The organism is Paenibacillus ilasis (assembly GCF_043195395.1).
In the GTDB taxonomy this organism is placed as follows: Bacteria; Bacillota; Bacilli; order Paenibacillales; family Paenibacillaceae; genus Paenibacillus_AQ; species Paenibacillus_AQ lautus.
Genome location: NZ_JBHDJG010000001.1, coordinates 3588012 through 3612955, shown reverse-complemented (window position 1 = coordinate 3612955; position 24944 = coordinate 3588012). Strand labels below are relative to the sequence as shown.

Annotated in this window: 27 protein-coding genes; 15 read left to right on the top strand and 12 right to left on the bottom strand. The window is 48.9% G+C overall.

The annotated features are described in order from the left end of the window. Positions 1-48 precede the first annotated feature (48 nt). Positions 49-657 carry a class I SAM-dependent methyltransferase gene (locus ACETK5_RS16210; RefSeq protein ID WP_326112859.1) on the top strand — a complete coding sequence of 203 codons (609 nt, stop codon included), beginning with the start codon at positions 49-51 and terminating at the stop codon, positions 655-657. Between the two features lie 13 nt (positions 658-670). Here ACETK5_RS16210 and ACETK5_RS16205 read toward each other — a convergent pair whose 3' ends face one another. Further along, positions 671-1474, bottom strand: a complete 804-nt coding sequence (locus ACETK5_RS16205; RefSeq protein WP_326112858.1) for a helix-turn-helix transcriptional regulator — start codon at positions 1472-1474, stop codon at positions 671-673. A gap of 248 nt (positions 1475-1722) precedes the next feature. On the opposite strand from ACETK5_RS16205, the gene ACETK5_RS16200 reads away from it, so the two are divergent. From ACETK5_RS16200 to ACETK5_RS16185, 4 genes are all read left to right on the top strand, one after another. Continuing rightward, complete coding sequence (locus tag ACETK5_RS16200) at positions 1723-3183, top strand: sulfatase family protein (RefSeq protein WP_326112857.1); 1461 nt, start codon at positions 1723-1725, stop codon at positions 3181-3183. 84 nt (positions 3184-3267) lie between these two features. Next, positions 3268-4272 carry a formylglycine-generating enzyme family protein gene (locus ACETK5_RS16195; protein WP_326112856.1) on the top strand — a complete coding sequence of 335 codons (1005 nt, stop codon included), beginning with the start codon at positions 3268-3270 and terminating at the stop codon, positions 4270-4272. A gap of 162 nt (positions 4273-4434) precedes the next feature. Then, on the top strand, positions 4435-5217 hold the full coding sequence (locus ACETK5_RS16190; protein WP_165789700.1) for a DeoR/GlpR family DNA-binding transcription regulator: 783 nt from the start codon (positions 4435-4437) through the stop codon (positions 5215-5217). Positions 5218-5267: 50 nt separating this feature from the next. After that, positions 5268-6269 carry a phosphotransferase gene (locus ACETK5_RS16185; RefSeq protein ID WP_394056749.1) on the top strand — a complete coding sequence of 334 codons (1002 nt, stop codon included), beginning with the start codon at positions 5268-5270 and terminating at the stop codon, positions 6267-6269. 110 nt (positions 6270-6379) lie between these two features. On the opposite strand, the gene ACETK5_RS16180 is transcribed toward ACETK5_RS16185, so the two are convergent. Next, the gene (locus ACETK5_RS16180; RefSeq protein WP_394056747.1) at positions 6380-6976 is read right to left on the bottom strand and encodes a YjgB family protein; all 597 of its coding nucleotides are present in this window, start codon (positions 6974-6976) and stop codon (positions 6380-6382) included. A 270-nt stretch (positions 6977-7246) separates the two neighbouring features. Between ACETK5_RS16180 and ACETK5_RS16175 the strand changes: the two genes are divergently transcribed. Next, entirely contained in the window at positions 7247-8044 is a 798-nt protein-coding gene (locus tag ACETK5_RS16175) for a formate/nitrite transporter family protein (RefSeq protein WP_100536427.1), read from the top strand. 26 nt (positions 8045-8070) lie between these two features. Here the strand turns inward: ACETK5_RS16175 and ACETK5_RS16170 are convergent, their stop codons facing one another. Next, positions 8071-8610, bottom strand: a complete 540-nt coding sequence (locus tag ACETK5_RS16170) for a GNAT family N-acetyltransferase (protein WP_394056746.1) — start codon at positions 8608-8610, stop codon at positions 8071-8073. A gap of 276 nt (positions 8611-8886) precedes the next feature. Here ACETK5_RS16170 and ACETK5_RS16165 point away from each other — a divergent pair, with 276 nt between their 5' ends. After that, positions 8887-9861 carry an ABC transporter substrate-binding protein gene (locus ACETK5_RS16165; RefSeq protein ID WP_394056744.1) on the top strand — a complete coding sequence of 325 codons (975 nt, stop codon included), beginning with the start codon at positions 8887-8889 and terminating at the stop codon, positions 9859-9861. 106 nt (positions 9862-9967) lie between these two features. Next, on the top strand, positions 9968-11587 hold the full coding sequence (locus ACETK5_RS16160) for a helix-turn-helix domain-containing protein (RefSeq protein WP_394056742.1): 1620 nt from the start codon (positions 9968-9970) through the stop codon (positions 11585-11587). Between the two features lie 172 nt (positions 11588-11759). Here ACETK5_RS16160 and ACETK5_RS16155 read toward each other — a convergent pair whose 3' ends face one another. The 4 genes from ACETK5_RS16155 to ACETK5_RS16140 form a co-directional block, all read right to left on the bottom strand. Further along, a complete protein-coding gene (locus ACETK5_RS16155) occupies positions 11760-13598 on the bottom strand; it encodes a UbiD family decarboxylase (protein ID WP_394056740.1) in 1839 nt (612 codons plus the stop codon). A gap of 67 nt (positions 13599-13665) precedes the next feature. After that, complete coding sequence (locus ACETK5_RS16150) at positions 13666-13848, bottom strand: hypothetical protein (protein WP_394056738.1); 183 nt, start codon at positions 13846-13848, stop codon at positions 13666-13668. 41 nt (positions 13849-13889) lie between these two features. Further along, on the bottom strand, positions 13890-14522 hold the full coding sequence (locus tag ACETK5_RS16145; protein ID WP_394056736.1) for a GNAT family N-acetyltransferase: 633 nt from the start codon (positions 14520-14522) through the stop codon (positions 13890-13892). Then, on the bottom strand, positions 14519-15076 hold the full coding sequence (locus ACETK5_RS16140; protein WP_394056734.1) for a hypothetical protein: 558 nt from the start codon (positions 15074-15076) through the stop codon (positions 14519-14521). The genes ACETK5_RS16145 and ACETK5_RS16140 overlap by 4 nt, the downstream gene beginning before the upstream one ends. A gap of 169 nt (positions 15077-15245) precedes the next feature. On the opposite strand from ACETK5_RS16140, the gene ACETK5_RS16135 reads away from it, so the two are divergent. After that, positions 15246-15848, top strand: coding sequence for a TetR/AcrR family transcriptional regulator (locus ACETK5_RS16135; RefSeq protein WP_394056732.1), 603 nt, complete (start codon positions 15246-15248; stop codon positions 15846-15848). Positions 15849-16095: 247 nt separating this feature from the next. Here ACETK5_RS16135 and ACETK5_RS16130 read toward each other — a convergent pair whose 3' ends face one another. The 5 genes from ACETK5_RS16130 to ACETK5_RS16110 form a co-directional block, all read right to left on the bottom strand. Next, the gene (locus ACETK5_RS16130) at positions 16096-16374 is read right to left on the bottom strand and encodes a YxcD family protein (protein ID WP_036637522.1); all 279 of its coding nucleotides are present in this window, start codon (positions 16372-16374) and stop codon (positions 16096-16098) included. 3 nt (positions 16375-16377) lie between these two features. Then, positions 16378-16821, bottom strand: a complete 444-nt coding sequence (locus ACETK5_RS16125) for a hypothetical protein (protein WP_100536435.1) — start codon at positions 16819-16821, stop codon at positions 16378-16380. A 56-nt stretch (positions 16822-16877) separates the two neighbouring features. After that, positions 16878-17456, bottom strand: a complete 579-nt coding sequence (locus ACETK5_RS16120) for a PadR family transcriptional regulator (protein ID WP_100536436.1) — start codon at positions 17454-17456, stop codon at positions 16878-16880. A 204-nt stretch (positions 17457-17660) separates the two neighbouring features. Further along, positions 17661-18230, bottom strand: a complete 570-nt coding sequence (locus ACETK5_RS16115; protein ID WP_090911712.1) for a beta-class carbonic anhydrase — start codon at positions 18228-18230, stop codon at positions 17661-17663. 40 nt (positions 18231-18270) lie between these two features. Beyond that, entirely contained in the window at positions 18271-18600 is a 330-nt protein-coding gene (locus tag ACETK5_RS16110; RefSeq protein WP_394056729.1) for an iron-sulfur cluster biosynthesis family protein, read from the bottom strand. Between the two features lie 129 nt (positions 18601-18729). On the opposite strand from ACETK5_RS16110, the gene ACETK5_RS16105 reads away from it, so the two are divergent. The 6 genes from ACETK5_RS16105 (at position 18730) to ACETK5_RS16080 (ending at position 24928) form a co-directional block, all read left to right on the top strand. After that, positions 18730-20247, top strand: a complete 1518-nt coding sequence (locus tag ACETK5_RS16105; protein WP_394056727.1) for a carboxypeptidase M32 — start codon at positions 18730-18732, stop codon at positions 20245-20247. 210 nt (positions 20248-20457) lie between these two features. Continuing rightward, a complete protein-coding gene (locus ACETK5_RS16100; protein ID WP_100536439.1) occupies positions 20458-21462 on the top strand; it encodes an ABC transporter substrate-binding protein in 1005 nt (334 codons plus the stop codon). Positions 21463-21503: 41 nt separating this feature from the next. Then, a complete protein-coding gene (locus tag ACETK5_RS16095; RefSeq protein ID WP_100536440.1) occupies positions 21504-22277 on the top strand; it encodes an ABC transporter ATP-binding protein in 774 nt (257 codons plus the stop codon). Between the two features lie 5 nt (positions 22278-22282). Next, positions 22283-23116, top strand: a complete 834-nt coding sequence (locus tag ACETK5_RS16090) for an ABC transporter permease (protein WP_100536441.1) — start codon at positions 22283-22285, stop codon at positions 23114-23116. Between the two features lie 136 nt (positions 23117-23252). Next, entirely contained in the window at positions 23253-24233 is a 981-nt protein-coding gene (locus ACETK5_RS16085; protein ID WP_100536442.1) for an aromatic acid exporter family protein, read from the top strand. Positions 24234-24361: 128 nt separating this feature from the next. Continuing rightward, the gene (locus tag ACETK5_RS16080) at positions 24362-24928 is read left to right on the top strand and encodes an outer spore coat protein CotE (protein ID WP_071218248.1); all 567 of its coding nucleotides are present in this window, start codon (positions 24362-24364) and stop codon (positions 24926-24928) included. The last annotated feature ends 16 nt before the right edge of the window (positions 24929-24944 follow it).

The following is a 24944-nucleotide window of genomic DNA, read 5'->3' as shown; positions in this document are numbered from 1 at the left end:
CGTGTCTACAGGGTTACATTGATTTCAAAAGAGAGAGGTGCTCAAACGATGAATCCATGGAATGAACGGTTTCAGGGAGATGAATACGTATTTGGTACGGATCCGAATGTATTTATAGCCGACATGCATAAGAAATTAAGCTTAACGGGCGACGCACTGGCGATCGCGGAGGGAGAAGGACGGAATGCGGTGTTCCTGGCTCGGGAAGGGATGAACGTAACCGTATGGGATTACGCGGAATCCGGTCTTAGCAAAGCCCATCGACTGGCGGAAGCCAGCGGTGTTAAGATTCGTACCGAGCTTGTGGATCTGCACGATGCGCAGTGGAAGCAGGATCAATGGGATGAGGTTATATGCGTGTTTGGACATTTTCCCAAGGAATTAAGAACGAGGACTTTAGCGGGCGTGAAGGCAGCGGTGAAGCCTGGAGGATATTTCCTCACTGAAGTGTACTCCCCGTACCAGATTCCTTATCGCAGCGGGGGGCCGCAAGATCAGCAGTTTTTGTACGCCCCTGGGGATTTCCTCGAAACTTTTGCGGATTGGCGGATTGTCCATTTTTTCATGGGTGAAGTCGTCAGGCAGGAAGGGCAGGGGCATCAAGGCTTGTCTCATGTCATTCAGTTTGCAGGCCAGAAGCCGCCAACAACGGTATGACAACCAGAGAGGATTAGGTGAAGAGCTTGGATACATCGGACCGATCGCCCTGCTGCACATAGTCGGAGGGTGACAGACCGGTGTATTTTTTAAACATGCGATAAAAATAGGACGTGTCATAATAACCCAGATAGTGGGCGATATGAGCGATCGTCATGTCCGAATGAAGCAGCAGGCTGCACGCTTCCAGCACGCGCAGCTGGTGCATATACCGAATCGGTGAATGACCGTACACCTCCTTGAAGAGGGCGGTGGCATAATTCGGGGAACGATGAATTAACTTTGCGAGTTTATCGATTTCGATCGGTTCGCGGTAGTGCTCCAACAGATACGATTTGATGGTATCCGCATAGTTTCTTTTGCTTGGTGGCAGCTCGGTCTTCTCGAGTTCACGGGCCAGCATGCCTATCAGCTCCTGCATGATGCCTTGACAGATCATGGCGCGGTAGCTTTTGCCGCCCCGCATTTCCTCGAATAAGCGCTCACAGCGACGGTAGGCATATTGAATATGCGCGAGATTGAATTTAAGGCATCGTCCCTCATCCAGAAACGGGATGCCTGTGGATTCATGCGGATCCATCGTAAAGAGAATGGTGTATTTCTGATGAGGGACGCCATTCCAGTTGCCGCCGCTCCGCCTTGTCGATCGCGGGATGAAGAGCACGTCTTCTTTTTCGGCAATGATCTCCTCCCCGTTGATTTCATACCTCACTTTACCTTCTCTAACCACAACAAGGACATTGTACTCAATCGTCTCAAGCTGAGTCCGCCAGTTTGGAATATCATCATCAAAATTCACGCTCATCAGCTGGATCACATGAAAACACCTCGCAGTGATTTTATACCTATAGCCTAGCATATTCATGCTTTCAATGAGTAGGGGGTTGTTAGTTTTTATGCTCCTGCTAATTAAAATCGTAGTAGAATCGTACAACAAATTAACGAAATGTACATCGACTCCGGACAGAGCATTGGCCTATAATTTCAGTCAACTGCAGTCGTTTTGTAAACGCTGACATATATCCAGGTTAAGTGAATTCAGACGAGGAAGGAAGCGATGAGGATATGAGAGTATTATTGCTGGATTTGGATTCGACCAGACCGGATCACTTAGGATGCTACGGATATCACCGGAATACGTCGCCGAACATTGACCGAATAGCGGCGGAAGGCGTGCGTTTTGACAATTATTATACCTCGGACGCTCCATGTTTTCCTTCAAGAACCGCGCTGATGACCGGCAAATTCGGCATTCATAACGGCGTCGTAGGCCATGGGGGCTCGGCAGCCGATGTGCGGCATGAAGGCATTACGCGGGATTTCCGCGATAAACTCGCTTCGGAGAGTTTTCCCGCTATATTCCGCCGGGCCGGCATGAAAACCGCGTTGATCAGTCCGTTCGGAGAACGCCATTCCGCCTGGACCTTCTATGCGGGCTTCAATGAAATGTATAATACAGGTAAGGGCGGCTTGGAGTCGGCAGAAGAAGTATCTCCGGTCGTGCTGGATTGGCTGGATCGTAACGCTGATGAAGATAACTGGATGCTCTATGTGAACTTCTGGGATCCGCATACACCTTATCGGGCACCGCAGTCGCTGGGAAACCCGTTCGAGCATGATCCTCTCCCGGATTGGATTACCGAAGAGGTGCTTCAGGAGCATCAGAAGAAGGTCGGCCCGCATGGAGTGAATGAAATTAACATGTATAATAGTGAAGTATCTCCCGATTTTCCGCGTCATCCCGGAGAGATTCGGACGATGGAGGATTTGCGGACGATGGTGGACGGCTATGATTGCGGCATTCGGCATATGGACGAGCACATCGGCGCCATCTTTAAATTGCTGGAGAACAAGGGAGTGATGGATGATCTGATCGTCATCATTACCGCGGATCATGGTGAGAACATGGGCGAGCTTGGGATTTATGGTGAACATGGCACAGCGGATCAGGGAACCTGCCGCATTCCGATGATTATTCGGGGGCCTGGCATCATGAAGGGAGTAACGGATCGCGAGCTCCACTATCATCTGGATCTTCTGCCTACGATGGCGGAATATTTGAACCTTGCACCGGCACGAAGCTGGGATGGCATCAGTTATGCGGAGAGCTTGCGAAGCGGGAAAGGCAGAGGCAGGGAGTATCTGGTGGTCTCTCAATGCGCCCATGTCTGTCAGCGAAGCGTTCGATTTGGAGAATGGCTCTACATTCGAACGTATCACGACGGCTATCATCTGTTCGACAAAGAAATGCTGTTCCACATCACCGAGGACGTTCATGAACAGCACAATCAGGCCTCTGAAAGGCCGGATCTTTGCAGGGAAGCCGTCTACCTGCTGAATGAGTGGCATGATCATATGATGTCAACGATGCCGTTTGACGTAGATCCATTGTGGACGGTCATGAAGGAGGGGGGACCTTACCATGCCAAAGGTCATCTGCCCCGGTATATCGAGCGTTTGAAGAACACGGGCCGAGGTGAAGCGATTCCGGAATTGATGCGTCGCCATCCTCGGGAGTTCGTGTAATAATAATCATAGCAAGGTGAAGCAGGATAACCGCTCCGATAGTGGTTGTCCTGTTCTCTGTATCAAGCATAGGAGGAACTTAGCATGGGAGAACAACATTCTTGCTGCGCCGGCTCCCGAGCGAACGTGCAGTTAGCGGAAACCGGTCAGAAGGAGCAGCTTGGCAATATTAGAGAAGATGAGGATCATGAACAGTCGCTTTCTGATCTCCATCCCGACATGGTCATGCTGCCTGGAGGGACGTTTACGATGGGCACGAATTCGCAAGAAGGCTTTCCGCGTGACGGCGAGGGGCCGGCTCGCAGCGTAACCGTTTCCGGATTTGAAATCTCACCGTATGCCGTTACGAATGAACAGTTTCAACGCTTTGTGGAAGCAACCGGCTATGTTACGGAAGCGGAGCATTTCGGATGGTCGTTTGTATTTGAACTGCTGGCTTCGGAGGAGACAAAGGCAAGAGTCGCACAAGTTCCGCAAGAAGTGCCCTGGTGGCTGGTGGTCGAAGGTGCATATTGGGCAGCACCCGAGGGAGCGGATTCGAGCATCGAAGACCGGATGGACCATCCGGTCGTACATATATCATGGAACGATGCCATGGCATACGGCCATTGGGCAGGCGTGAGGCTTCCTACGGAAGCGGAATGGGAGTATGCGGCTCGCGGCGGTTTGGAGGGCAGGACCTATCCATGGGGCGATCTGCTGAAGCAGGACGGAGAACATCGATGCAACATATGGCAGGGCAAATTTCCGGTCAAAAATAACGCCAGCGACGGTTATATCGGAACCGCGCCGGTGGATGCCTATAAACCGAATGGTTACGGACTGTATAACATGTCCGGCAACGTATGGGAATGGTGCGGCGATTGGTTCAGCCCGTCTTATCATCAACAAACCTCGGATGTAAATCCGTTCTTCGCGGAGCCAAGCGGCAGAAGGTCGATGCGCGGCGGTTCGTACCTGTGCCACAGATCCTACTGCAACCGGTACCGAGTCGCGGCACGCAGCGGGAATACGCCCGACAGCTCGACGGGCAATTGCGGTTTCCGTGTTGTGAGGGACACGAAGGAAATGCCTTCACTTGTTCTGTAATCATTACGAAACCCGAAAAAACAAGATTAAAAACGCATATAAATGAATAATAATGATAATAAACGCTTGAAAAACGGAATAAAAATGAATATAATCGAGGTGTAGAGTGGAAAATTAATGAATATTCAGGAGGGAAGATGTATGGTGCAAGATCAATCAGGAATGTTCGCCGAGGAACGCCGTCAGAAAATTCTTGCTTTGCTGCATCAAGATAAGCGGGTGATTGCCAAGGACTTGGCCGAACGGTTTGAAATATCGATTGATTCGATTCGCCGGGATCTGACGATCATGGAGGAACAAGGCTTACTTCAGAAAACGCACGGAGGCGCCATTCCATCCATGAAAGTCAGACAACCGCCCCCGGTCCCGGAACAGCGGTATGGTGAAGGCTCTCCGGAAGGGAACGCCATTGCTCAATTAGCCGTTTCATACGTCCGAGAAAAAGATACGTTATTCATTGGCAGCAGTTCGCTTACCTATTTACTGCTGAAGCATCTTCCGGAGCAAACGCCCTTGACGATCGTGACCAACTGCATGCGTGTAGCAGAAGCTCTGCGCGAGCGCGAATGGATTGACACCTATTTGATTGGCGGGCGGGTGAAGCCTTCCGGAAATATTACGGACGTGCTGGCTAACGAATTTATTCGTCAATTTAAATTTGATATCAGTTTCGTTAGCGGTGGCGGTATTTCCGATGAGGGAATATTCGTGGCTACTCCTGAAGTTGCCGCTTTTGGTCGCGCGGTCTCTGCCGTATCCCGCCGCAGAATTGGCATGGCAACGCATCGGATCCTCGGACAGGATGGCTTTGCCAGAGCCGGCTCCGTCGAAGATCTGGATGTGTTAATTACCGATCAAAAGGCGGATCAGGAGGTTATGGACCGGATTCAGGAGCTTGGCGTAAAGGTTATTGTGGCGAAAACGGAAGAAGTTGCACAGAAATGACGCTCTATTTGATATAACTGAAGATTTAAAGGGGTAAGAGAGGTAAAATCATGATTCAGCATCTTCTGCAAGTCTACTGGCCAGAGTGGAACGGTGAACGGGTTAAAGGTCCGACGGGCTGGAATAATACGACCCACTTTATTCATAACGAACAACGCCGCTCGGTCATGCGTATTTACAATACACATCGAGATAAGGCAAGAATCGAATTCGAGTTTGCGGTTCTGGACTCGCTGCAGCAGGTGCCGCTGAGTTTTAAGATTCCGGCTCCTCTTCCTTCCGCGTCTGGCGATAAGATGGTTCGGGTTCAGGATGGGAGTGATCGTTACGCCTGCCTATTTGCATATATTGAAGGAGTGCGTCCGGAAGAAGGCAGCACTCAAGCAGCGTATTCCTTCGGGGAGAAGACGGGGGAACTGGTAAATGCCCTTGCGGTTTGTTCAATCGGAATGGAGCCGGTGTACCCACCTTATTTCGAGCTGCTCCAGTCTTATCCTGCATGCAGCGAAGCGTTCATTCTAGATTTTTGCAAGCAGCCGCCAATGGAGTTTAAGGATCAAATCGAGGCACTTCATATACTAAAAGAAGCATACGCCGATATATGCAGCAGGCTTGAATCTCTAAAAAATCTGCCGCAGCAGCTGGTGCATGGTGATCTGAACCTATCGAACCTGCTGGTAGACGCAGAGCACCCGCATACGGTCACCGCTTTGCTTGATTTTGAATTTTGCACACGGGATGTAAGAGCGATGGAGCCTGCGGTCGTCATCTCGGGATTTTTGGGAATCGCGGACGAGAGGAAGGCCATACAGCAGTTTTGCGAAGGATTTGCCAGCCGCGTTCGACTGAACGTAGAGGAGATTGCCGCAATTCCGGTTCTCATGCGCTTGCGTATGGTTGATGTATTTCTGCATTTTTTGAGCCGCTATCGGGAAGGGACCGATGAGTCTCAAGTGTTAAGGGAACAGGTCAATATGCTAGCTGCCGGATTTAAGCGGATGGAATCCAGCCAGAAGTGGCTGGATGATATGTTGTTTCAGTATTTGATGTAAGAAATGGGTGCTGTATCAGAAAAGCCCGGTCTCTAAGAGACCGGGCTTTTCTGATGTTTTATGGTGGACAGGTTAACCATAAATTGGGGAGTGAGAGTTTCTAATCACGGTTATTTTTTCAGCAGATTAATATGGTCCAGCTCTGTGCTGCTGTTAAAGATGAACTCCAATTTGTAATCTCCACGGTTGTAAGTGAGCTTGGTTTGCTTGATTTTTCCGGTTTTGAAAGTGGTTGTGGCGTCCGGTGCAAACCAGTTCTGCTTCAGCATTTTCATGGTGATGCCGCCGATGTTCGTCTGCCGCTCCACGTTCGTGCCAAAATAACGCATCTCGCGGATTTTGTTCAGTTTATAGGAAAAGGCGTAGCCAGGATTCCCCATGTTGGCCCCGTATACATCGAAGGCGTCGGCATGCTTGCCTGCCACGGAAGGCTCGCCAATGGCTTTATAAACATCCTGCTTTGTGCTTTTACCGATCGTTAAACCGCTGACGGCACCAGGAAATTGTCCCTTTAATGCGGGTTTATAGAAGCTGTTGAGCGTCTTGAGCGCGTGCTCCGCAGCATAATCGCCGGCATTGGCCGCCGCAGCCGCTTCTGCTTGCTGCAGCGGAAAAACAGCATGATTTACACCGATTGCACTTACGCCGAAAACTCCTGCCATGGTCAAGGCGACGATTGCTTTTTTTGCTGGTTGTTTCAAGTTCATGTTGCATCCTCTCCTTTGTAACAACTAATTACCACCTGCGCTGTGCATCAAACAAGTGTGTCATCCTTATCTTCTTATGATAGTGGAAGCTTAACGACATTGGGTTACGATTCTATGAAGATGAAATATCAGATTTGATACCCCGACCGGATCGAGTTCTGTCCCCCATGAATGTTTCGTCAGGTGAAATGGGGTAATGATACATAAGGTGATATGAATTATTGGAAAAATCGTGTAATCTATATAGAATCGACTTTTTCAGGAGGAATTATGGAAACCGAATCATTACTCAAGGTGGAGCAGCTTGCTCTCAAAAAACACAAAATCTTCAAGCAAAGCCATCTTCGTTACATCGCCCGCTCCATGCTCGCCAGCATGTTTATCGGCTTTGGCGTCATTGTTGCTTTTAAGACAGGCAACTTCTTTTATCTGGAGCATTCCCCCCTGACTTACCCGATGGCCGCCCTTACGTTTGGCGCGGCGATCATTCTGATCGCGTATGGGGGAGGGGACTTGTTTACGGGGAACACGTTCTACTACACGTATGCCGCTCTGCGCAAGAAACTAAGATGGCTGGAGGTCGTCAAGCTGTGGGTCTTCAGCTACGCGGGGAATATCTTGGGGGCGTGCACGTTTGCGCTGCTGATTTTCTTGACCGGACTTTTCATGGATTCATCCGTGAACGGTTTTTTGCTCGATGTGGTTGAGCACAAAATGACCACTCCGACGGTGCAGCTGTTTTTCAGGGCAATTCTGTGCAACTGGCTTGTATGCCTAGCCTTTTTCATCCCGATGTCACTGAAGGGCGACGGCGCCAAAATGTTTGCCATGATGCTGTTTGTATTCTGTTTCTTCATTTCCGGATATGAACACAGCGTTGCAAATATGTGCACCTTTGCTATTGCGCTCGTGCTGAATCATCCCGGCACGATTTCATTGGAAGGCGTACTGCATAACCTGATCCCGGTAACGATTGGCAATTTGATTGGCGGCGTGCTGCTGATGGGTTTTATGTATTATTTTGTGAACAAACCTTTTCTGGATGCGAAGGAATCCCCGGAAGAATGAAACTTAGAGAGGTTTAAGCAGAACCCCTAACGCAAGTGGTTAGTTTTTAATATTGAGTACACCCGCGTATCGTGTGCCACGCCGTTTTGATATATATATTGGCGAAGGATACCTTCCGCTTCAAAACCGAGTTTGGTCAGCAGGGCGTGGGAAGCCTGGTTCTCAAGAAAAACAACGGCACCGATGCGGGTCAAGCCAAGCACTTGAAAACCATATGGGATCACGGCGGAGGCAGCTTCGATTGCATAACCTTGCCCCCAGGATTCTGGATGTATTTCATATCCGATCTCGGCCCTCTTATGCCGCGGGGACCATACGTTATACCCGATGGTGCCGATGAGACCCTGTGTATCTTTCCTTTCGATGCCCCAACGAATCCCGCGTTTCTCCGCGTAGTTGGTAGCGAAGAGCTCAACCATGTGGATAGCCTGCTCGGGGGTGGTCAGTGTGTCTTGTCCGTAATAGCGAGTCACCTCATCATTCGAGAAGCAGCTATAGATGGCCCCGGCATCCTGATGCTGGATTTCCCTCAGCTTTAATCGTTTGGTCTCTAGTATTGGAAACATGTTCTTCCTCCCAAAAAGATATAGTATTCATTATATTGAGATTGATCTAGGAAGAGAAGAGGGCTCCTGACAGGGGGCTCTTATTTCGCGTTTGTATAAGAAATGATTTGAGAAAATGTATTGTTTGATCACATGGAGTGAGATACAATGTTCCTGAACGAAATGAGAATGATTATCATAATCAGTGTAATTGGAAGAAACTCTTTCGTACCTTTTAACAACAGGCAAGGGGAGAAACGATTTATGGCAAGGTCATATCATAAGAGTACCCGATGGATGATAGCATTACTTGTACTGATGATTGCTCTGGCTGGATGCGGAACACCTCAGGACAAGGAGGTTGCAGCACCTTCCGAGCAATTCACGGAAAAGGTGGGGGAGCAGGTCGCCCAGGACGAGACAAAACAAGAGGCTGGTGAAACCAAAGTAATGAAAGATGAGTTCGGCGAGGTCGAAATACCAGTAAATCCGAAGAGGGTAGCAGGAATTTACCTGGAGGACTATCTGCTGGCCCTTGGCATTACACCTGTTGTGCAGTGGTATCATCCAAGCTGGGGGAAACAGGATTATTTGGGACTCGAAGTTCCGACCTTTGATATAACGGGAAGTATAGAATCGCTGCTGGAAGCTGATCCGGATTTGATTATTGTTGACGGCGCGGTGGATGCGGCCAAGTATGAACTATACTCCAAAATAGCGCCTACTTATCGGCTGCCCGAATCGATTTTACAAAGTCCGCCGGACATTATGAAGACGATAGGGGATGTGCTCGGCATACCTGAGGAAGCCGAAGGCGTGTTGAGCGACTATCATAAGAAAATCGAGGAAACGAGGATGAAACTGCAACAAGCTGTCGGGGAAGAGACCGTGGCGGTGCTCCGGTTAAATGTCGGAGATAAAACGCTCGCCCTGTTTGGTATCGAGAACCGGTTTATCGGCAATATCTACAAAGAAATGGGATTGACTCCACACCCGTTTGCGCGTGACATGACCGATTTTCAAGCTATTCTATCCGAAGAGAAAATCCCGGAGTTAGATGCGGACCATATCATTATTTTGCCTTCGAACGGCAGCTGGGACTCGGAAGAGAATCAAGAAGCAATGCAGGTATTTGACAGTCCGTTGTGGAAATCTGTACCCGCCGTCAAAAACGGTCATGTGTACAGAGCGGATCGAACCCACTGGCAATCGGGCGCAATTAAAGCGAATATGATGAAAGCCGATGACCTCTTGAACTGGTTTGTCCAATAATCAGATGAACCGTGCATGATGAGAATGAACAGGAAGCTGTCAACCAAGTTGATATGCTTTTTTGTTCTATGCGCTATACATATGATTTTCGGTAGGGGAAGATGACATGAACGATGAGATCAAGTTGCTGCGCGATACTGCTTTTTATAGGCTTAAGGATATTCGGTTTCGTTCTCGTTCCATAAATGGGCTGGAGGCTCCCGTGTGCGGGAACGACTTCACGCTGCTTATTGCGACTGCCGGGACCGGACGATTAGTACTGGGGGATTCGGAGCATGCCATACGGCGAGGGCAATGTTATTACATTGTCCCCGGCACAACTGCCGTTATTCATTCTGAATCCGACGGTTTGGCTTACTATCGATTAACTTACGAATATTGGAGGATTGATGGCACGAAGACCGACTCTGAGCCAGTGCGAAGCTTCCAATCCTGCCTGCGCCAGGGAGTGCTGTCCTGTCGTCCGTTCTCCCAGTGCCTTGACTATTTGGAAGCTCTCTGGAAGCAACGGGGAATCAGGTGCGAGTTGGAAGACTTCGAGATTCACGTTCGATTTCAGCAGCTTATGCTGTTTCTATGCAGCCAGAACCGGAACGATTCACAGACCATCGATATACGTCAGGCAGTGGAGCGATCGATCGAGCATCTGACAGAAGATTACCGGAAGCCGTGGACAGTGGAACAACTGGCTGAACGTGCGGACGTTGCGCGTTGGCATTATACGCGGATTTTTAAAGAGTTAACGACCCAGTATCCGCTTGATTATCTGAACCGTATCCGGATTGAGCGTGCAAAAGAATTGCTGCTGGCAACGGAAGATCGGCTGCTGGATATTGCATCATTCGTTGGGTTTAGCAACGAATATTATTTTAATCGTCGATTCAAACAGACGGTCGGCGTTTCTCCTGGTCAATATCGACGTCGTCACCATGACCACGATACTATGCGGGTGTTTGCGCCATTCCTTGAAGATTTTCTGGTAGCTCTCGGCATTAAGCCCGTCGTACAATGCACCCACCCGCGGTGGGGAAAGCAGGATTACCTTGGCTTGCACGATGTTCCTGTCATCGATATCGAGCGTGAGGATATTGATGAACTTTCCCGTCATAAGCTGGATATGATCATGACGGATCAGGGCTTCACACGTTGGATGTCCGACGACGGCTTGGGACGGTTAGCGCCAACATACGAGTTTCCGCACGCAGGCGAGGATTGGCGCCAGACGCTTCGCACATCGGCAGACCTGCTGGGCCGGATGGATCGGGTATCGGATGTCATTGCACAGTATGAATATAAAGCTAGTAGAGCCAAGGCGCTTCTGAAACGAGCCGTCCGAACACAAACCGTGGCTTGTCTTCGTATATCGGCATTGGGAATGAGTCTGTATTCGGGCCCAGATCACGGGTATACCGGGCCGATCCTGTACAGGGATCTTGGGCTGACCCCGCATCCGCTCGTCCAGCGGTTGTCAGGGAATGCCAGAAATGCGATTCTAACCCGGGAATACATGAAACTATTGGATGCCGATCATTTGTTTATTACCCTCGATAAACGCCATTCTTCATGGGAAGGCGAGGAGAGAAGCGTGATGGATACGCCGGAATGGAAGTCACTGCCGGCAGTTAAGAGTGGCTGTGTGTACGAGGTTGATTTTCTCACCTGGATGAATTATGGGATCATATCGCACGGGAGAAAGATTGAGGATGTGCTGAGCGTGCTGGTATAGGAAGCGGACAACCGAATGGCACTTGAAGTTGAATCCCAACTACCGCTCTTTTTGCATCATCGTGGTTCCTAGGAAGATATATAAGGGCTGATCCCAAAGTCGCATTGACTAGAGACCAGCCCTTATAAATTTCATTCATTTCTGGAATAACGCCCGCGGGTCATCCTTTACTTTATCGTATCGGAATACGACTTAAACTGCCTCCATCCGTAAACAAACGCTTGATGCTGCGTTCAACCTCTTCATCCGGTATTAATGGAGGGGCTTGATGAGGTTTCGTACGGGCATCGATAATGACCGTATCACAACCCCAGTGCTTGTGCTCATAGCGGCTGTTCACACCGTGAATGTCATGGGAAGGATTGCTGCGCGTAAAGGTTGCCCACAGAAAATTATTCACCGTCGCACTCATGAATTCACTGTCATCACACAGAATGATCATTGGACAGGAAGAGAGGGCACCTCTCGCACGGATCTCCTCGTTTAGATGCTCCATTTCCTGCCGCACTTCGGCATAACTCGTAAAAGGGGCTCCCTGGATCGCGACAATGCCGGGCATGATCCATTTCGCTGGCGAGTACCCGGGCAGATCCTTCAAGGCTTCAGGCACCTCTTGGCACAAATCCCTTTTTTTATCCCCGACCGCCGCAAATACGACCTTGCTGCCGGTGTTGAGTCCGGTGCCTGAATAATCGAGTGTATCGATCGTGGTATTGGTCTGAAAATGGATATCCCGGTGCAGGTCGATACGTTCCAATATATAGGACATAAAATCCTCGATCTGATGCGTGTCTAAGGTTTGGTTCTCCTCAGCCGCTATGAACAGATACTTGGCTAAACTCAATTGGCCCGTGCCCAATATCCGATTGGCAATCGTGAGAAGCTCAGCCGGCTGTTTCACTTGTTGATAAGGGGTATATCGTTCGCTGCCGATGGCAAAGAGCAAGGGGTGAACCCCAGCAGCGTCCACCGCATGAACCTCTTTGACACCCGGGATTTCTTGTCGGATGGCCCCGCCGGTGAGCTCATGAATCAGTTCGCCGAAGGACGTATCCTCCTGCGGAGGTCTTCCCACGACCGTAAATGGATAGATGGCCTGTTGTTTGGCGTAGACCTTGTGCACTCGCATGACAGGAAACGGATGGACAAGGCTGTAATAGCCCAGATGATCGCCAAAGGGACCTTCCGGCTTGGTTTCACCCGGATGGATTTCCCCAGTAATGACGAAATCCGCATCGTGGCTAATGCAGTAGCCGTCAACATAGCTGTACCGGAAATGGCGTCCGGACAGCAAGCCGGCAAAGGTTAGCTCGCTCATGCCTTCCGGCAGCGGCATAACCGCTGAAATCGTATGCGCAGGGGGACCCCCGATGAAACAGCTGACTTTAAGCGGCTGCCCCAATTTATTGGCCTTCGCTTGATGGATGCCGATACCCCGGTGGATTTGGTAATGGATGCCGACTTCCTTGTTCATTTCATATTCGTTGCCTGTGAGCTGCACCCGGTACATGCCCAGATTGGAATTCATGACACCTGGCTTCTCCGGATCTTCCGAATAGACCTGAGGCAGGGTGACAAAAGCACCCCCATCTTCCTTCCAGTGCTTAATTAGCGGCATATCGGAAATTTGGATTTCCTGAAAGCCAGGTGGGACAGTCCCCGTTTTTTTGATAGGTAATGCGGTTTTAGCTGCCAATCCCGTCCCGATATACTTGAACGGATTTTTGAGTGCCTTCATCGGATCGTTGCGCAGCGCGATCACGTCTTGCGTGGATTCGAAGGTTTCCCGAAAAATGAATTTGCTGCGCTCGATCGTACCGAACAGGTTGGATACTGCGCGGAATCTTGAACCTTTAACGTTTTCAAATAGCAGCGCCGGGCCGCCTGCGGCATATACCTTCATATGTATGGCTGCCATTTCCAAATGAGGATCAACCTCTTCATGTATACGAACCAAATGCCCGTGTTTCTCCAGATCCATAACGCATTCTTCCAGATTATGATATTTCATTACATAGCTCCAATCCCTTGAAGATAGTGAACTTATTCTACTATTATCGACAATCTCACAGCACAGGTCAATGACACCTAATATAGATGGGACGAATGGCTCCATCATAAAAAAAATCGCCCTGTCCAAAGCATGAAGCAAAGGACAAGGCGATCGGGTTTGCGCCATCGAACGTATTCGCCGGCAGCCCGAGCCTTTTCAGCGCTGCCGGGATATGATCCTGCAACCTCGTGCCGTTACGATGCATCATCTTACTACCACCACAATCGCAGATCATAGCATATCGGAGAGCTATTTCTGATAGAACATGCAATACACGGTCAGGTCGTTGATATTCTCTTCATGCCTTAAAGCAAATCCCCACCTTTGATACAAATTTACATTCCCCTTATTTTCCGTATCGAGCGCGATTCCATGTGACTTGTTATCCGCATGAACCACTTGGAGCAGGTGCAGCAGCATTGCTGCTCCAATTCCCCTGCCTTGGACCTCCGGATTCACTCCGATCATAATGAGATAATGGTGTGGAGAAGAAGGTGCAGCCGATCTCGTAATTTCCATATAGGAATTGAGGAACCCCAATGTTTTGACTGGTAGTTGGAATAACAAAGGCAATAGCCTTCCAATCAGCAAAAAAGCGCCCTTAAAACGCTTAAGCTTGCTTATGCCTGGTTTCTCTACAATAAAGGTACCGAGCAAGATTTCGTTTTCAAAATAGCCCCATATATCTTCATTCAGCAGAAAGCTTTTATCAAACATGAAGGAGACAAATGCGGCCGCTCTGCTTCTTGATTTACGATCGAGTTCTGGATCGCCAAATGCATGCAGAAACAAGGGATCCCGGGCAAATGCCAGGCTCATAATGGATGAAAATAAGAGTTTATCCGATTTGGTCAGCTTGGATACTCTGCATGAAGTGTTCATGCTTTCTCTACAGCTTCGCCATAATGATCGACAGCAAAGCTGAACAATACTTTCAGCATAAACAGGGTGCCGGCCAATAACATGTAGGGCTGGATGTTGGACAGCAAGAACGTACCTCCTATGCCGATCGACAGGAGCAAGCCTCCTATAAAACGCTGCGATGATTTCCCGATCAACGCATTTACGATCACAGCTCCAGCGATTGTATATGCCCATATACCGACGGCATACTCAATATCGGTATTCAACAGAACCGCAATCATGATGATATGAACGTGTATCGCAATGAACACTGTGCGATTCGTTTTTCGGGACGCGTAGAAATTACTGGTTGAGATTGTGAAATTGGCAATGCAGCCGGCAAATATATCGAAGATGAGCAATAAGGCAAGGGTACTGCGCCATAAAGGCAAAGAGCTTGTGATTTCAGGATAAATGAGGCCCATCGCGATGGTTAGAAGTCCACCGAAGAGCAGTATGACCAGAATAGAGCCAACGGACTGCTTTTCACCAAAAACATCATGCAGAATCGAAGGAATCTTTACGATTTTCATTACATAAAACACTCATTTCTTTTCTAATTTAAATTGATATTATGTAGTAATTAAATTGAATTACTACAAAAACAATATAACTTCGAGTAGGTGGTTGTCAATTGTTTTATAGTGAAAGCATTGAGTTGCTCTAAAACTTGATATATACTTCACTTGAGGTGAAGAATACATGAACGGGTACGAACGAAGAAAGCACAAAAAAATCGAACAAGTCTTCGACGCCGCTTTCCAGCTATTTTCAAGGCACGGTTACCAAAAGGTTAGCGTTAACGAAATCGCCCAAAAGGCAGGCGTGTCACCTGCGACGATATATAACTATTTTGGAACCAAAGATCAGCTCTATATGGAAATGATCAAGGATTGGACGGACAAGCAGTTGGAGGTGTATGAGCGCATTTTAGATTCCGCGCGCTCTTTTGCCGAGAAGACCCGAGAAATCATGCAGCTGGAGGCTAAGAATCTGACCTTTTTGTCGGAAGAGTTCCGGAAATTCCAAACCTCCGAGGAGCGTGGCATTAGTCAGACGATCCAACAGTATAGCGAGGAGAAGGTAAAAGGTTTTTTCATGAGATTTGTCGCGCTTGGGAAACAAGAAGGTTATATACATAAGAACCAAACCGAAGAGGTCGCGATGCTGTACTTCTCGATGTTCATGAATGAGCTGGGGCGACGCTGGGATTCGGGGAACCAGGAATATGGCAATGGCAGCATGGAGACCTTGTTGGAGCTTTTCTTTTACGGCTTAGCCGGGCAAAAACATGAAGGCCGTTGATATGGTTTTATATCATAATGAGCTGTTTCGGGAAGTGCTTCTAAACGGGGAATTTCTTGAATGAAGTATTGGTAGAGAAATGATATAAGCGTACCTAGTGAGAAATAAGCCTTCATTATGGAAGGCTTATTTCTTTTATTTAGGTTCTTCTGAAGCTGGTGCGGTGTACGAACTGATCCTATTGTTTGTAATCAAAAAGCAGCCGCTTCGCATAGTAGCGAAGCGGCTGCTTTATCAATTCATAACATTATTGCTGAACGATTGCGATAATTTCGTCTTCCAGCTCAAGTCGTACTTGTTCGCTGTAAGCGCGGATATTGTACTCGGAGTGCAGGTAACGGAGAATAGCTTCGATGAGGTTAGCCTCAATCAAATATTGCGTTCTTCCGCTGACCCATACTTCGGCTGTATATCCGGTATCTTCGTCCCAGCTAAGCTCAAGCGATACATCGGTTGGTTTGACGCCTCTGCGTTCCGCCTGATGAAGGCAGACTGCATTGACGATTTCATCCATGCTCAGAACCATGGATTAGTACCGATTATTGTTATTGTTGTTGTCGCGAGGTTCGTTTTGTTTACGACGATTCTTCACGGCGCGTACAACAGCCATAACGATCATAATCAAAGCCCAGATTGCGATCAGGTTAATGAGCAATCCCATGATTTCGCCCATGAAGCCCATGCCGGCGAACATGCTGCCGAAGAGCAAACCAGCCAGACCACCGATCATAAGTCCTTTCATCAAGCTGCCGCCGCTAAAAAATCCTGGTTTTTTTGTGCTGCCGGCTGCTCCTGTCGTATTGGAACGGTTGTTCGTTTGTTGAACATTATTAGTATCCTTTTTCGGAGTGCTGTTGTATGACTTGGTGCCGGATTTGAAACCTCCGCCACCTCTGCGGGCATCTGCGGAATCAGGCGTCAGCGCTACAAAGAACAGTGTAATCGCTACAAGAATAGTCAATACTTTTTTCATCGTGTTCTGTCGAACCTCCCAGTAAATTTAGAGTAATAAAGAGTAATACGGACGAGTCACGATAAGGTTTCAAAATTTGTGCGACCATGTTTTGAGGCTGTTGTATGCTGCTGCCGTCTCAGTAATTCCAGTACCCAATCACACCACTTCAGCTCGGTTTCAGCCATCATCAACCCTTTGGTAGCGAGTACATAATTGCTGAAAGCCTTGCTTCCAATCTCGCGGGTATCCTCCGGAATTCCCTCTAATATCTGCTCATAATAACGTTTTTTCTCCAGATACCCGATTCTGCGGTCCTCGAAAATATCGACGGCGATGCCGATCTCCGTTAGCCACAGGCAAAAGGTTCGAAGAGAAAGTTCATCCTTGGTGACTGCAGGCGCGATGGGTTGATACATCCATTCACGCAGCTTCTGCATGCCTTTTTCTGTAATCGCATAGATTTTCTTGTCCGGTTTATCACTTTGCTGGACCCAGTGCGAGGACAATAGCTGTTTCTCCTCCATGCTGGACAGCAGTGGATAGATCTGACTGTGTTTGGCTTGCCAAAAAGGCTGTATTCGAAGCATCAAATCGTATCCCGATGATTCTCTTCTTGCTAGTAATCCTAACAAGCCGTATGACAACGTATTCATGGACATAACTCCCTTTGAAACGCATATCGTGGACGCTAAGGCAGGAATGAAAATCCGCCTATCGGTCCGGTTGATAAAAAGTGTACACTGAAACTGTATGGTTTGACAACCGGGGGAGGGGGCTTTCTCTCTGCATTTGGCAAAATTGTGACTAAAAAAGCACAAACGCTTAAGCGTTTGTGCTTCCATTTGACTTTGGTTGAATTATTCGTTCTCGTAACCTTCTACGACCAGATCAAGCGCGCCGGTGTTGGGGTCGATGACCATGCCATGAACGGGTACGTTTGGAGGAAGAAGTGGGTGGTTTTTGATCAGGTTTACGGTATTTTTTACGCCGTCCGTAATGTTATCGAATCCGCGAAGCCATTTGGATAACCGGATGCCGGAGTTTTCCAGCGTGGATAACACTTCATCGGATATGCCGCGGTCTCTCATATGCTGGATCATGTCCTCGGCGTTCAGGGAAGCCATGCCGCATTCGTAGTGACCCACAACGATGACTTCTTCGGCGTGCAGTTCGTACAGTGCAACCATGACGCTTCGCATAACACTTCCGAAGGGCTGTGAAATGATCGCGCCGGCGTTTTTAATGATTTTGACATCGCCATTTTTGAAATTCATCGCTTTAGGGAGCAGCTCGACCAAACGTGTATCCATACAAGTGATAATGACGAGTTTCTTCTCAGGAAAACGCCCTGTCAGGTAGGATTCGTACTCTTTATTCTCTACAAAGCTGCGATTGTGTTCCAGAATGCTGTTAAGGTGTTTTTCCATCGATTTTCTCTCCTTTGTATCTATTGTTTATTTGTTGTTCTTATGCTCTGGCATCTAATACTTGAATGTTGGTACCGTAGTTCTGTCCGCTGCTGTCCAGGCGAAAGGAGTAAGTGGCTGGATCGGCGTCGAGCCTCATCTTCTCTTCGAAAAAAACGGCCTGCTTGCGGTTCATGATAAACGGCACCGGGCTGCCTGTCTCGACAGCGATATCTTCCATCGTCGGCTCATCTACAATACGCAGGCCTGGGAAGCCGTTGACGGCACATCCGCATCCCTCCGTGTCATAGATCAGCCTGATTGCGCCCGGTTTGTCCCCGAGCTTGTCCTTCAGCTTCAGCTCTGCTTGCGGGGTGAGTTGAATTTTCACGGCATCCTGACACTCCTTTATATGTATATTATTATTTATTCTTTCTGGAAGTTGATTATATACCTTGTAAAAAGTATCATCAATAGAGTATAGAAGAATCCTATTATAAAAAAAAGAAGGTGTGCCGGAATGGCAGTACAACATTTACCACAATGGGAACAATTTGATCGATTGGTTCGCAAAATCATGAGTTATTACGAAGCTATTGGCCTACTTCATTGGGATTTACGGACCGGTGCTCCACGCAAGGGAACCGAAATTCGTTCGGAAACGATCGGGGTTCTATCCACAGAAGCATTTAAACTGCAAATATCGGAAGAAATGGGACAGCTGTTATCGTTTTTTACGGAGCCGAAACAGGCAGAACAGCTCGATGACCGCAAACGCCGCATGATTGCCGAAGCACGCAAGGTGTACGATCAGAGCAAATCCATCCCGCCTGAACGCTTCCAGGAGTATTCCATTCTTGCCGCCCAATCGGAGACGAAGTGGGAGGAAGCGAAGCAGAACAGCGATTTTGAAGGTTTCGAACCTTACTTAACGAAGATTGTTGCGTTCAAGCAAGAGTTTATTGAATATTGGGGCGTGAAAAACACCAGATACGACACACTCCTTGATATGTATGAGCCGGATTTAACGGTGGAAAAGGTGGATGCCATCTTCGAACGCCTGAAAGCGCGTCTGGTACCGCTAGTTCATGCGATCCAGAATTCGCCCTTCAAGCCGAAAACGGACTTTTTGAAACAGCTGTTCCCGAAAGAGCAGCAGGAGAAATTCAGCTTGTTCCTGCTGGAGCAAATGGGTTACGACTTTGAAGCGGGACGTTTGGACGAGAGCGTGCATCCATTTGCGACGGGCTTGAACCCGGGTGACGTGCGCATCACGACCATGTATCTTCCCGATGATGTGCTAAGTGCGGTATTCAGCTCTTTGCATGAGGGGGGGCATGCCCTTTACGAGCAAAATATCGATAAGGAGCTTGCAGGTACGCCGCTCTCCGGCGGTACCTCAATGGGCATCCATGAATCTCAATCCCGTCTGTGGGAAAATATGATTGGCCGCAGCCGTCCGTTCTGGCGCCGTTATTTCGCGGATCTGCAGCAGCACTTCCCCGAACAATTGAAGGACGTGGACATCGAGGATTTCTATTTGGCCGCGAACAAGGTAGAGAACTCTCTGATTCGAATTGAGGCGGATGAACTTACTTATAATCTGCACATCATCATTCGTTATGAGATCGAGAAAATGCTCTTTAACGAAGGGTCGGCGGTGAAGGATCTTCCGGAGACATGGAACGCGAAGTATAAAGAATACCTCGGCATTATGCCGCCGAACGACGGAATGGGGGTTCTGCAGGATGTTCACTGGTCCGGGGGCGATTTCGGATATTTCGCTTCGTATTCCCTTGGCAACATGTATGCGGCTCAGTTCCTTCATACGATGCGCAAAGAACTGCCGAACCTCGACCAGCTCATCGAAGAAGGGAACCTGGCTCCGATTAAGGAATGGCTGACGGACAAGGTTTACAAGTACGGAAAAAGCGAGAAGCCGTCCGAGATCATCGTACGTGTCACCGGAGAAGAACTGAATCCGGACTATCTGGCGGACTATCTCGAAGAGAAGTATAAAGAGATTTACAAACTTTAAGCATCACGATAAACGCAGCCCAAGGGGCTGCGTTTTTTTGCATTAACACAGTATCACCTTCGAAGGCTTCACAGGCAGATGTTATTTCCTTCCAAATATCCATAGTGCCCATCACCATCCGCCGGCATACTCTATCAGACGTTTAACCTTTGGGCAGGCACATGCATATGCTGAAAAGAAACAAAGGGTCAATGGGAATGGAGGGTTACGATGAAGCGTCAAAAATGGTGGGGGCTGGCGCTAACCATGCTGCTTGTTTGCGGAGTGGCGCTTGCCGGGTGCGGTGGCGGCGGATCGGCTACGAAGGTCAAGATTGGCGAAGTGACGCGCTCGATCTTCTATGCGCCGCAGTATGTCGCATTGGAAAAGGGATTTTTCAAGGAAGAAGGTCTAGATGTCGAGCTGCAGACGACTCCTGGCGGAGACAAAACGATGACGGCCCTGCTGTCGGGAGCCATCGATGTGGCACTCGTCGGCTCGGAAACTTCGATTTATGTGTATCAACAGGGCTCTGAAGATCCGGTCATTAACTTCGGACAGGTGACGCAGACGGACGGGACTTTTCTGATGGCCAGAGACGGATCGGGTGCTTTTGACTGGAACAACCTGAAGGGTAAAGTATTCCTCGGACAGCGTAAAGGCGGAATGCCGCAGATGGCAGGCGAGTTTACCTTGAATAAAAAAGGGATCGATCCGCACGCGGACCTGGAGCTGATTCAGAATATCGATTTTGCGAATATCGCCTCTGCCTATGCTTCCGGTACCGGTGAATTTGTTCAGCTTTTTGAGCCGCAGGCCTCCATATTTGAAAAAGAAGGCCGAGGCAAGGTGGTCGCTTCCTTTGGCGTAGAAAGCGGACGTCTGCCATATACCGTATTCATGACGAAGCAGAGCTACATCAACAAAAACGATGCAACGGTGCAGAAGTTTACGAATGCCCTTTACAAGGCACAGCAGTGGGTGGATGCGAACAGCCCGGAAGATATCGCGGATGCGATCATGCCTTATTTTAAGGATAGCGACCGCGACATCGTGGTGTCTTCCGTTAAACGCTACAAAGAGCAAGGCAGCTATGCAACCGATCCGATCGTGGACGAGGCGGAATGGAACAATCTGCTTGACGTGATGGAGCAAGCCGGGGAGCTGAAAGAACGGGTAGCGCCTGACACGATCGTCAACAACAGCTTTGCCGAGAAAGCAAAACAAGCTAAATAATGAAGTGCTCCTAATCCATAGAACGAAAGGAGAGAGCACCAATGGTACCGGTAGTTGAATTGAACGATATCGCTCACGTATATGTCACGGATCGGGAAGCCTCTCTGGCTGTGGAAGGAATTCAATTGAAAGTGGAACCAGGGGAGTTCATCAGCCTGGTTGGACCCAGCGGCTGCGGCAAGACAACGATCTTGTCTGTCATTGCCGGCTTGCTGCAGCCATCCAAAGGAACCGCCTACGTGAACGGCAAACCTGTAAACGGACCGTCGCCGGAGGTCGGGTACATGCTGCAGCAGGACTATTTGTTTCCTTGGCGCACCATTATGGATAACGCCTTGATCGGCTTGGAACTGACGGAGAGATTGAATCCGGAAAGCCGAGGTATCGTCCAGAGTTTGCTTAAGGAGATGGGTCTCGGAGAGAGCGGCAATCTCTATCCGGCCCAGCTGTCAGGCGGAATGAGACAGCGGGTTGCACTCGTAAGGACCCTGGCGACGGACCCGGGACTGCTGCTGCTGGATGAACCTTTCTCCGCACTGGATTATCAGACGAAGCTGCAGCTTGAGGATCTGATCGTGGAGACCTTGAAGGAGCGGGGGAAGACCGCCATCCTGGTCACCCATGATTTGTCCGAAGCGATTGCGATGAGCGACCGGGTTATTCTATTGAACCGCAACCCGGGAAGGATTCATCGCATGTTCAATATTCCCGAGAACATACGCCGGGTGCAGCCTTTTTTTGCTCGTAAGGAGCCAGGGTTCAACGAATTGTTTCATGAGATCTGGGGCGAAATGCAAACGATCGGGAAGGAGTGAAGCCTATGACATCAAGGGATGAGCCTTCTGCTTCTTCTTCGAAGGGCTGGCTCCAGGATATTTATGTTAAACATATGAAGCAAAAGAAAAGCATACGCACACGCGTGCTGACCGTTCAGCTTAGCTTGCTGCTGTTATTCTTTATCTGGTGGGAAGCGGCGGGCAGATTCAAATGGATTGACGTGCTGCTCTTCAGCTATCCCACCAAAATCTTTGCCAACATATGGGGGAACATGATCAGCGGCGAGTTATGGGGGCATTTGGGGATCACGGTAGGGGAGACGGTTGTCGGATTTCTGCTCGGCACACTGGTAGGCACGCTGCTGGCCGTTTTGATCTGGTGGTCACCGTTTCTCAACAAAGTTCTGGATCCTTATATGGTTGTGTTCAACAGTATGCCGAAAGTGGCGCTGGGTCCCATATTTATCGTGATGTTTGGCGCGGGTTTTACCGCTATTGTCGTCACTACGTTATCCATCACGGTCATTGTGACCACGCTTGTCGTTTACAACAGTTTTCATGAGGTGGATTCCAATCTGATCAAGGTCGTCCGCACCTTCGGCGGAAGCAAGCGCCAGGTGTTTCAGCGAGTTATTTTGCCGGCGTCCTATCCGGCGATCGTGTCAACGCTCAAGGTCAACGTGGGCATGGCGTGGGTCGGCGTCATTGTCGGCGAATTCCTGGTCGCCAAATCGGGTCTTGGTTACTTGATTATGTACGGCTTTCAGGTATTCAATTTCACGCTTGTGCTGTCGAGCCTGCTCATTATCGCTGTAGTGGCTACAGCTATGTATCAAATGGTGGTATATATAGAAAGGAAATTGCTGACTCATCGTTAATGGGCTTGGTCTGCAGCCCCCAGGCATGGTTGTTTATGGCATAAAAATAAGCTAGGATGAAGATACCTTATATATGTGGTCACATCAAAGGAAACATATATAATCATCATCAACTCGCCTGGAGGCTCTTCATCACATGGGATTTCGTGTCATCAAAACGGCTGCGGCAAGCCTGCTTGCCATCTTAATTACAGATGCCTTGAACATACCGGGGGCTACGTCCGCCGGTCTTCTTGCTATACTCGGCGTTGACGTCACACGAAAACGGAGTGTGCGCTCCATATCGTCCAGATTGTTCGCTTCATTGCTGGGCCTGGTGCTGGCGTGTATGCTATTTTATTTTCTCGGTTTTCATTATTGGGTACTGGCTTTATACATATTGCTTGCATTCCCCGCGATTTCGAAGGCGAACTTCAAGGAAGGCATTGTAACCAGCTCGGTTGTGGTGTTTCGGGTGTTTCAGGGCGAAGAGATCGGGGTGGACATTTTGCTCACCCAAATTGAACTGTTGATTATCGGTCTCGGATCGGCCATGCTTGTGAACCTGGTTTATATGCCAAACAGCGAGGGAGCGATGATGGAGATCCGCCGGAAGGTGGACGGGCTCTTCTCTGTCATTTTCCATCATTTCTCGCTTACACTTCGAGATCCCGAACATATATGGGACGGTAAAGAGCTGATCGAGGCCAACCGGCAGATTGAAAAAGGAATTGAGGAAGCGAAGCGGGCCTCCGAGAATCAGATGATTCATCCGGACGGCTCCTGGAACATATATTTTTATATGCGGAAGGAACAGATGGAAAATATCCAGAGCATGATGCATCAGATCTCCCAGGTGTACGAGCGGCTTCCGCACGGCGTGCTGACGGCGGAAATATTCGATCAGTTAAGCAAGGATGTCGTTGCCGAAGGATATACGGGCAAGTCCGAAGGACTGCTGATTGAGCTGGAGGACAGGTTCAAGGAGATGGAGCTGCCGACAACCCGCGAAGAATTCGAGGTCCGGTCCGCCATTCTCCAGCTATGCCATGAACTGGAATACTATCTGAATATTTCGAAGAAGTATAAGGCGCCCACGGCGAAAAAACCGCAGAAGCACGCGGATTCGGCCGTATAGCTCAGGGATTTGCAAAAAAAAATCTGATATTTTTAGCATCATATGAATTTATTTGGACCACTTCATTCAACATTCGCCCATGTCTTGCATACACATGTATGGAATGATTGTATGGAGGAGGTTCGAAGATGTCATTGAGTCATAAACACCAATGTAGAGAAATCATCACGAAGGCGATCTGCGGCAAGGGTCGTAAATTCTCTACCGTAACACATACCGTGACTCCGCCTAATAATCCGACCAGTATTTTGGGGGCTTGGATTATAAACCATCAATACGAGGCGGTTGCCGCCGGAGACGGAATTGAAGTTATTGGTACTTACGATGTTAACATCTGGTATTCCTATGACAAAAATTCACAGACCGATGTGGCGAAAGAAACGGTATCGTATGTAGAACGCGTGCCTCTTTCTTATCTGGATCCGAAGCATCGTGCATCGACGGTGGAAGTGTCGGCTGAAGCGACACAGGAGCCGAGCTGCGTTGAGGCCAGCGTATCCTCGAATGGCACGAGTGTCATTCTGCGGGTAGAGAGAGAGTACGCGGTGGAGCTGATTGCGGAAACCAAGGTCGTTGTCAAAGTATGCAGCCATCATCACGGCGACTACGAAGACAAAGAATTTGATTACGTCCTGGGAGACGAAGTCGATGATTATGAAGACCTTGATTACGAAGGTCTGGAGGATGAACTGTAAGATAACCCTCCTGTAG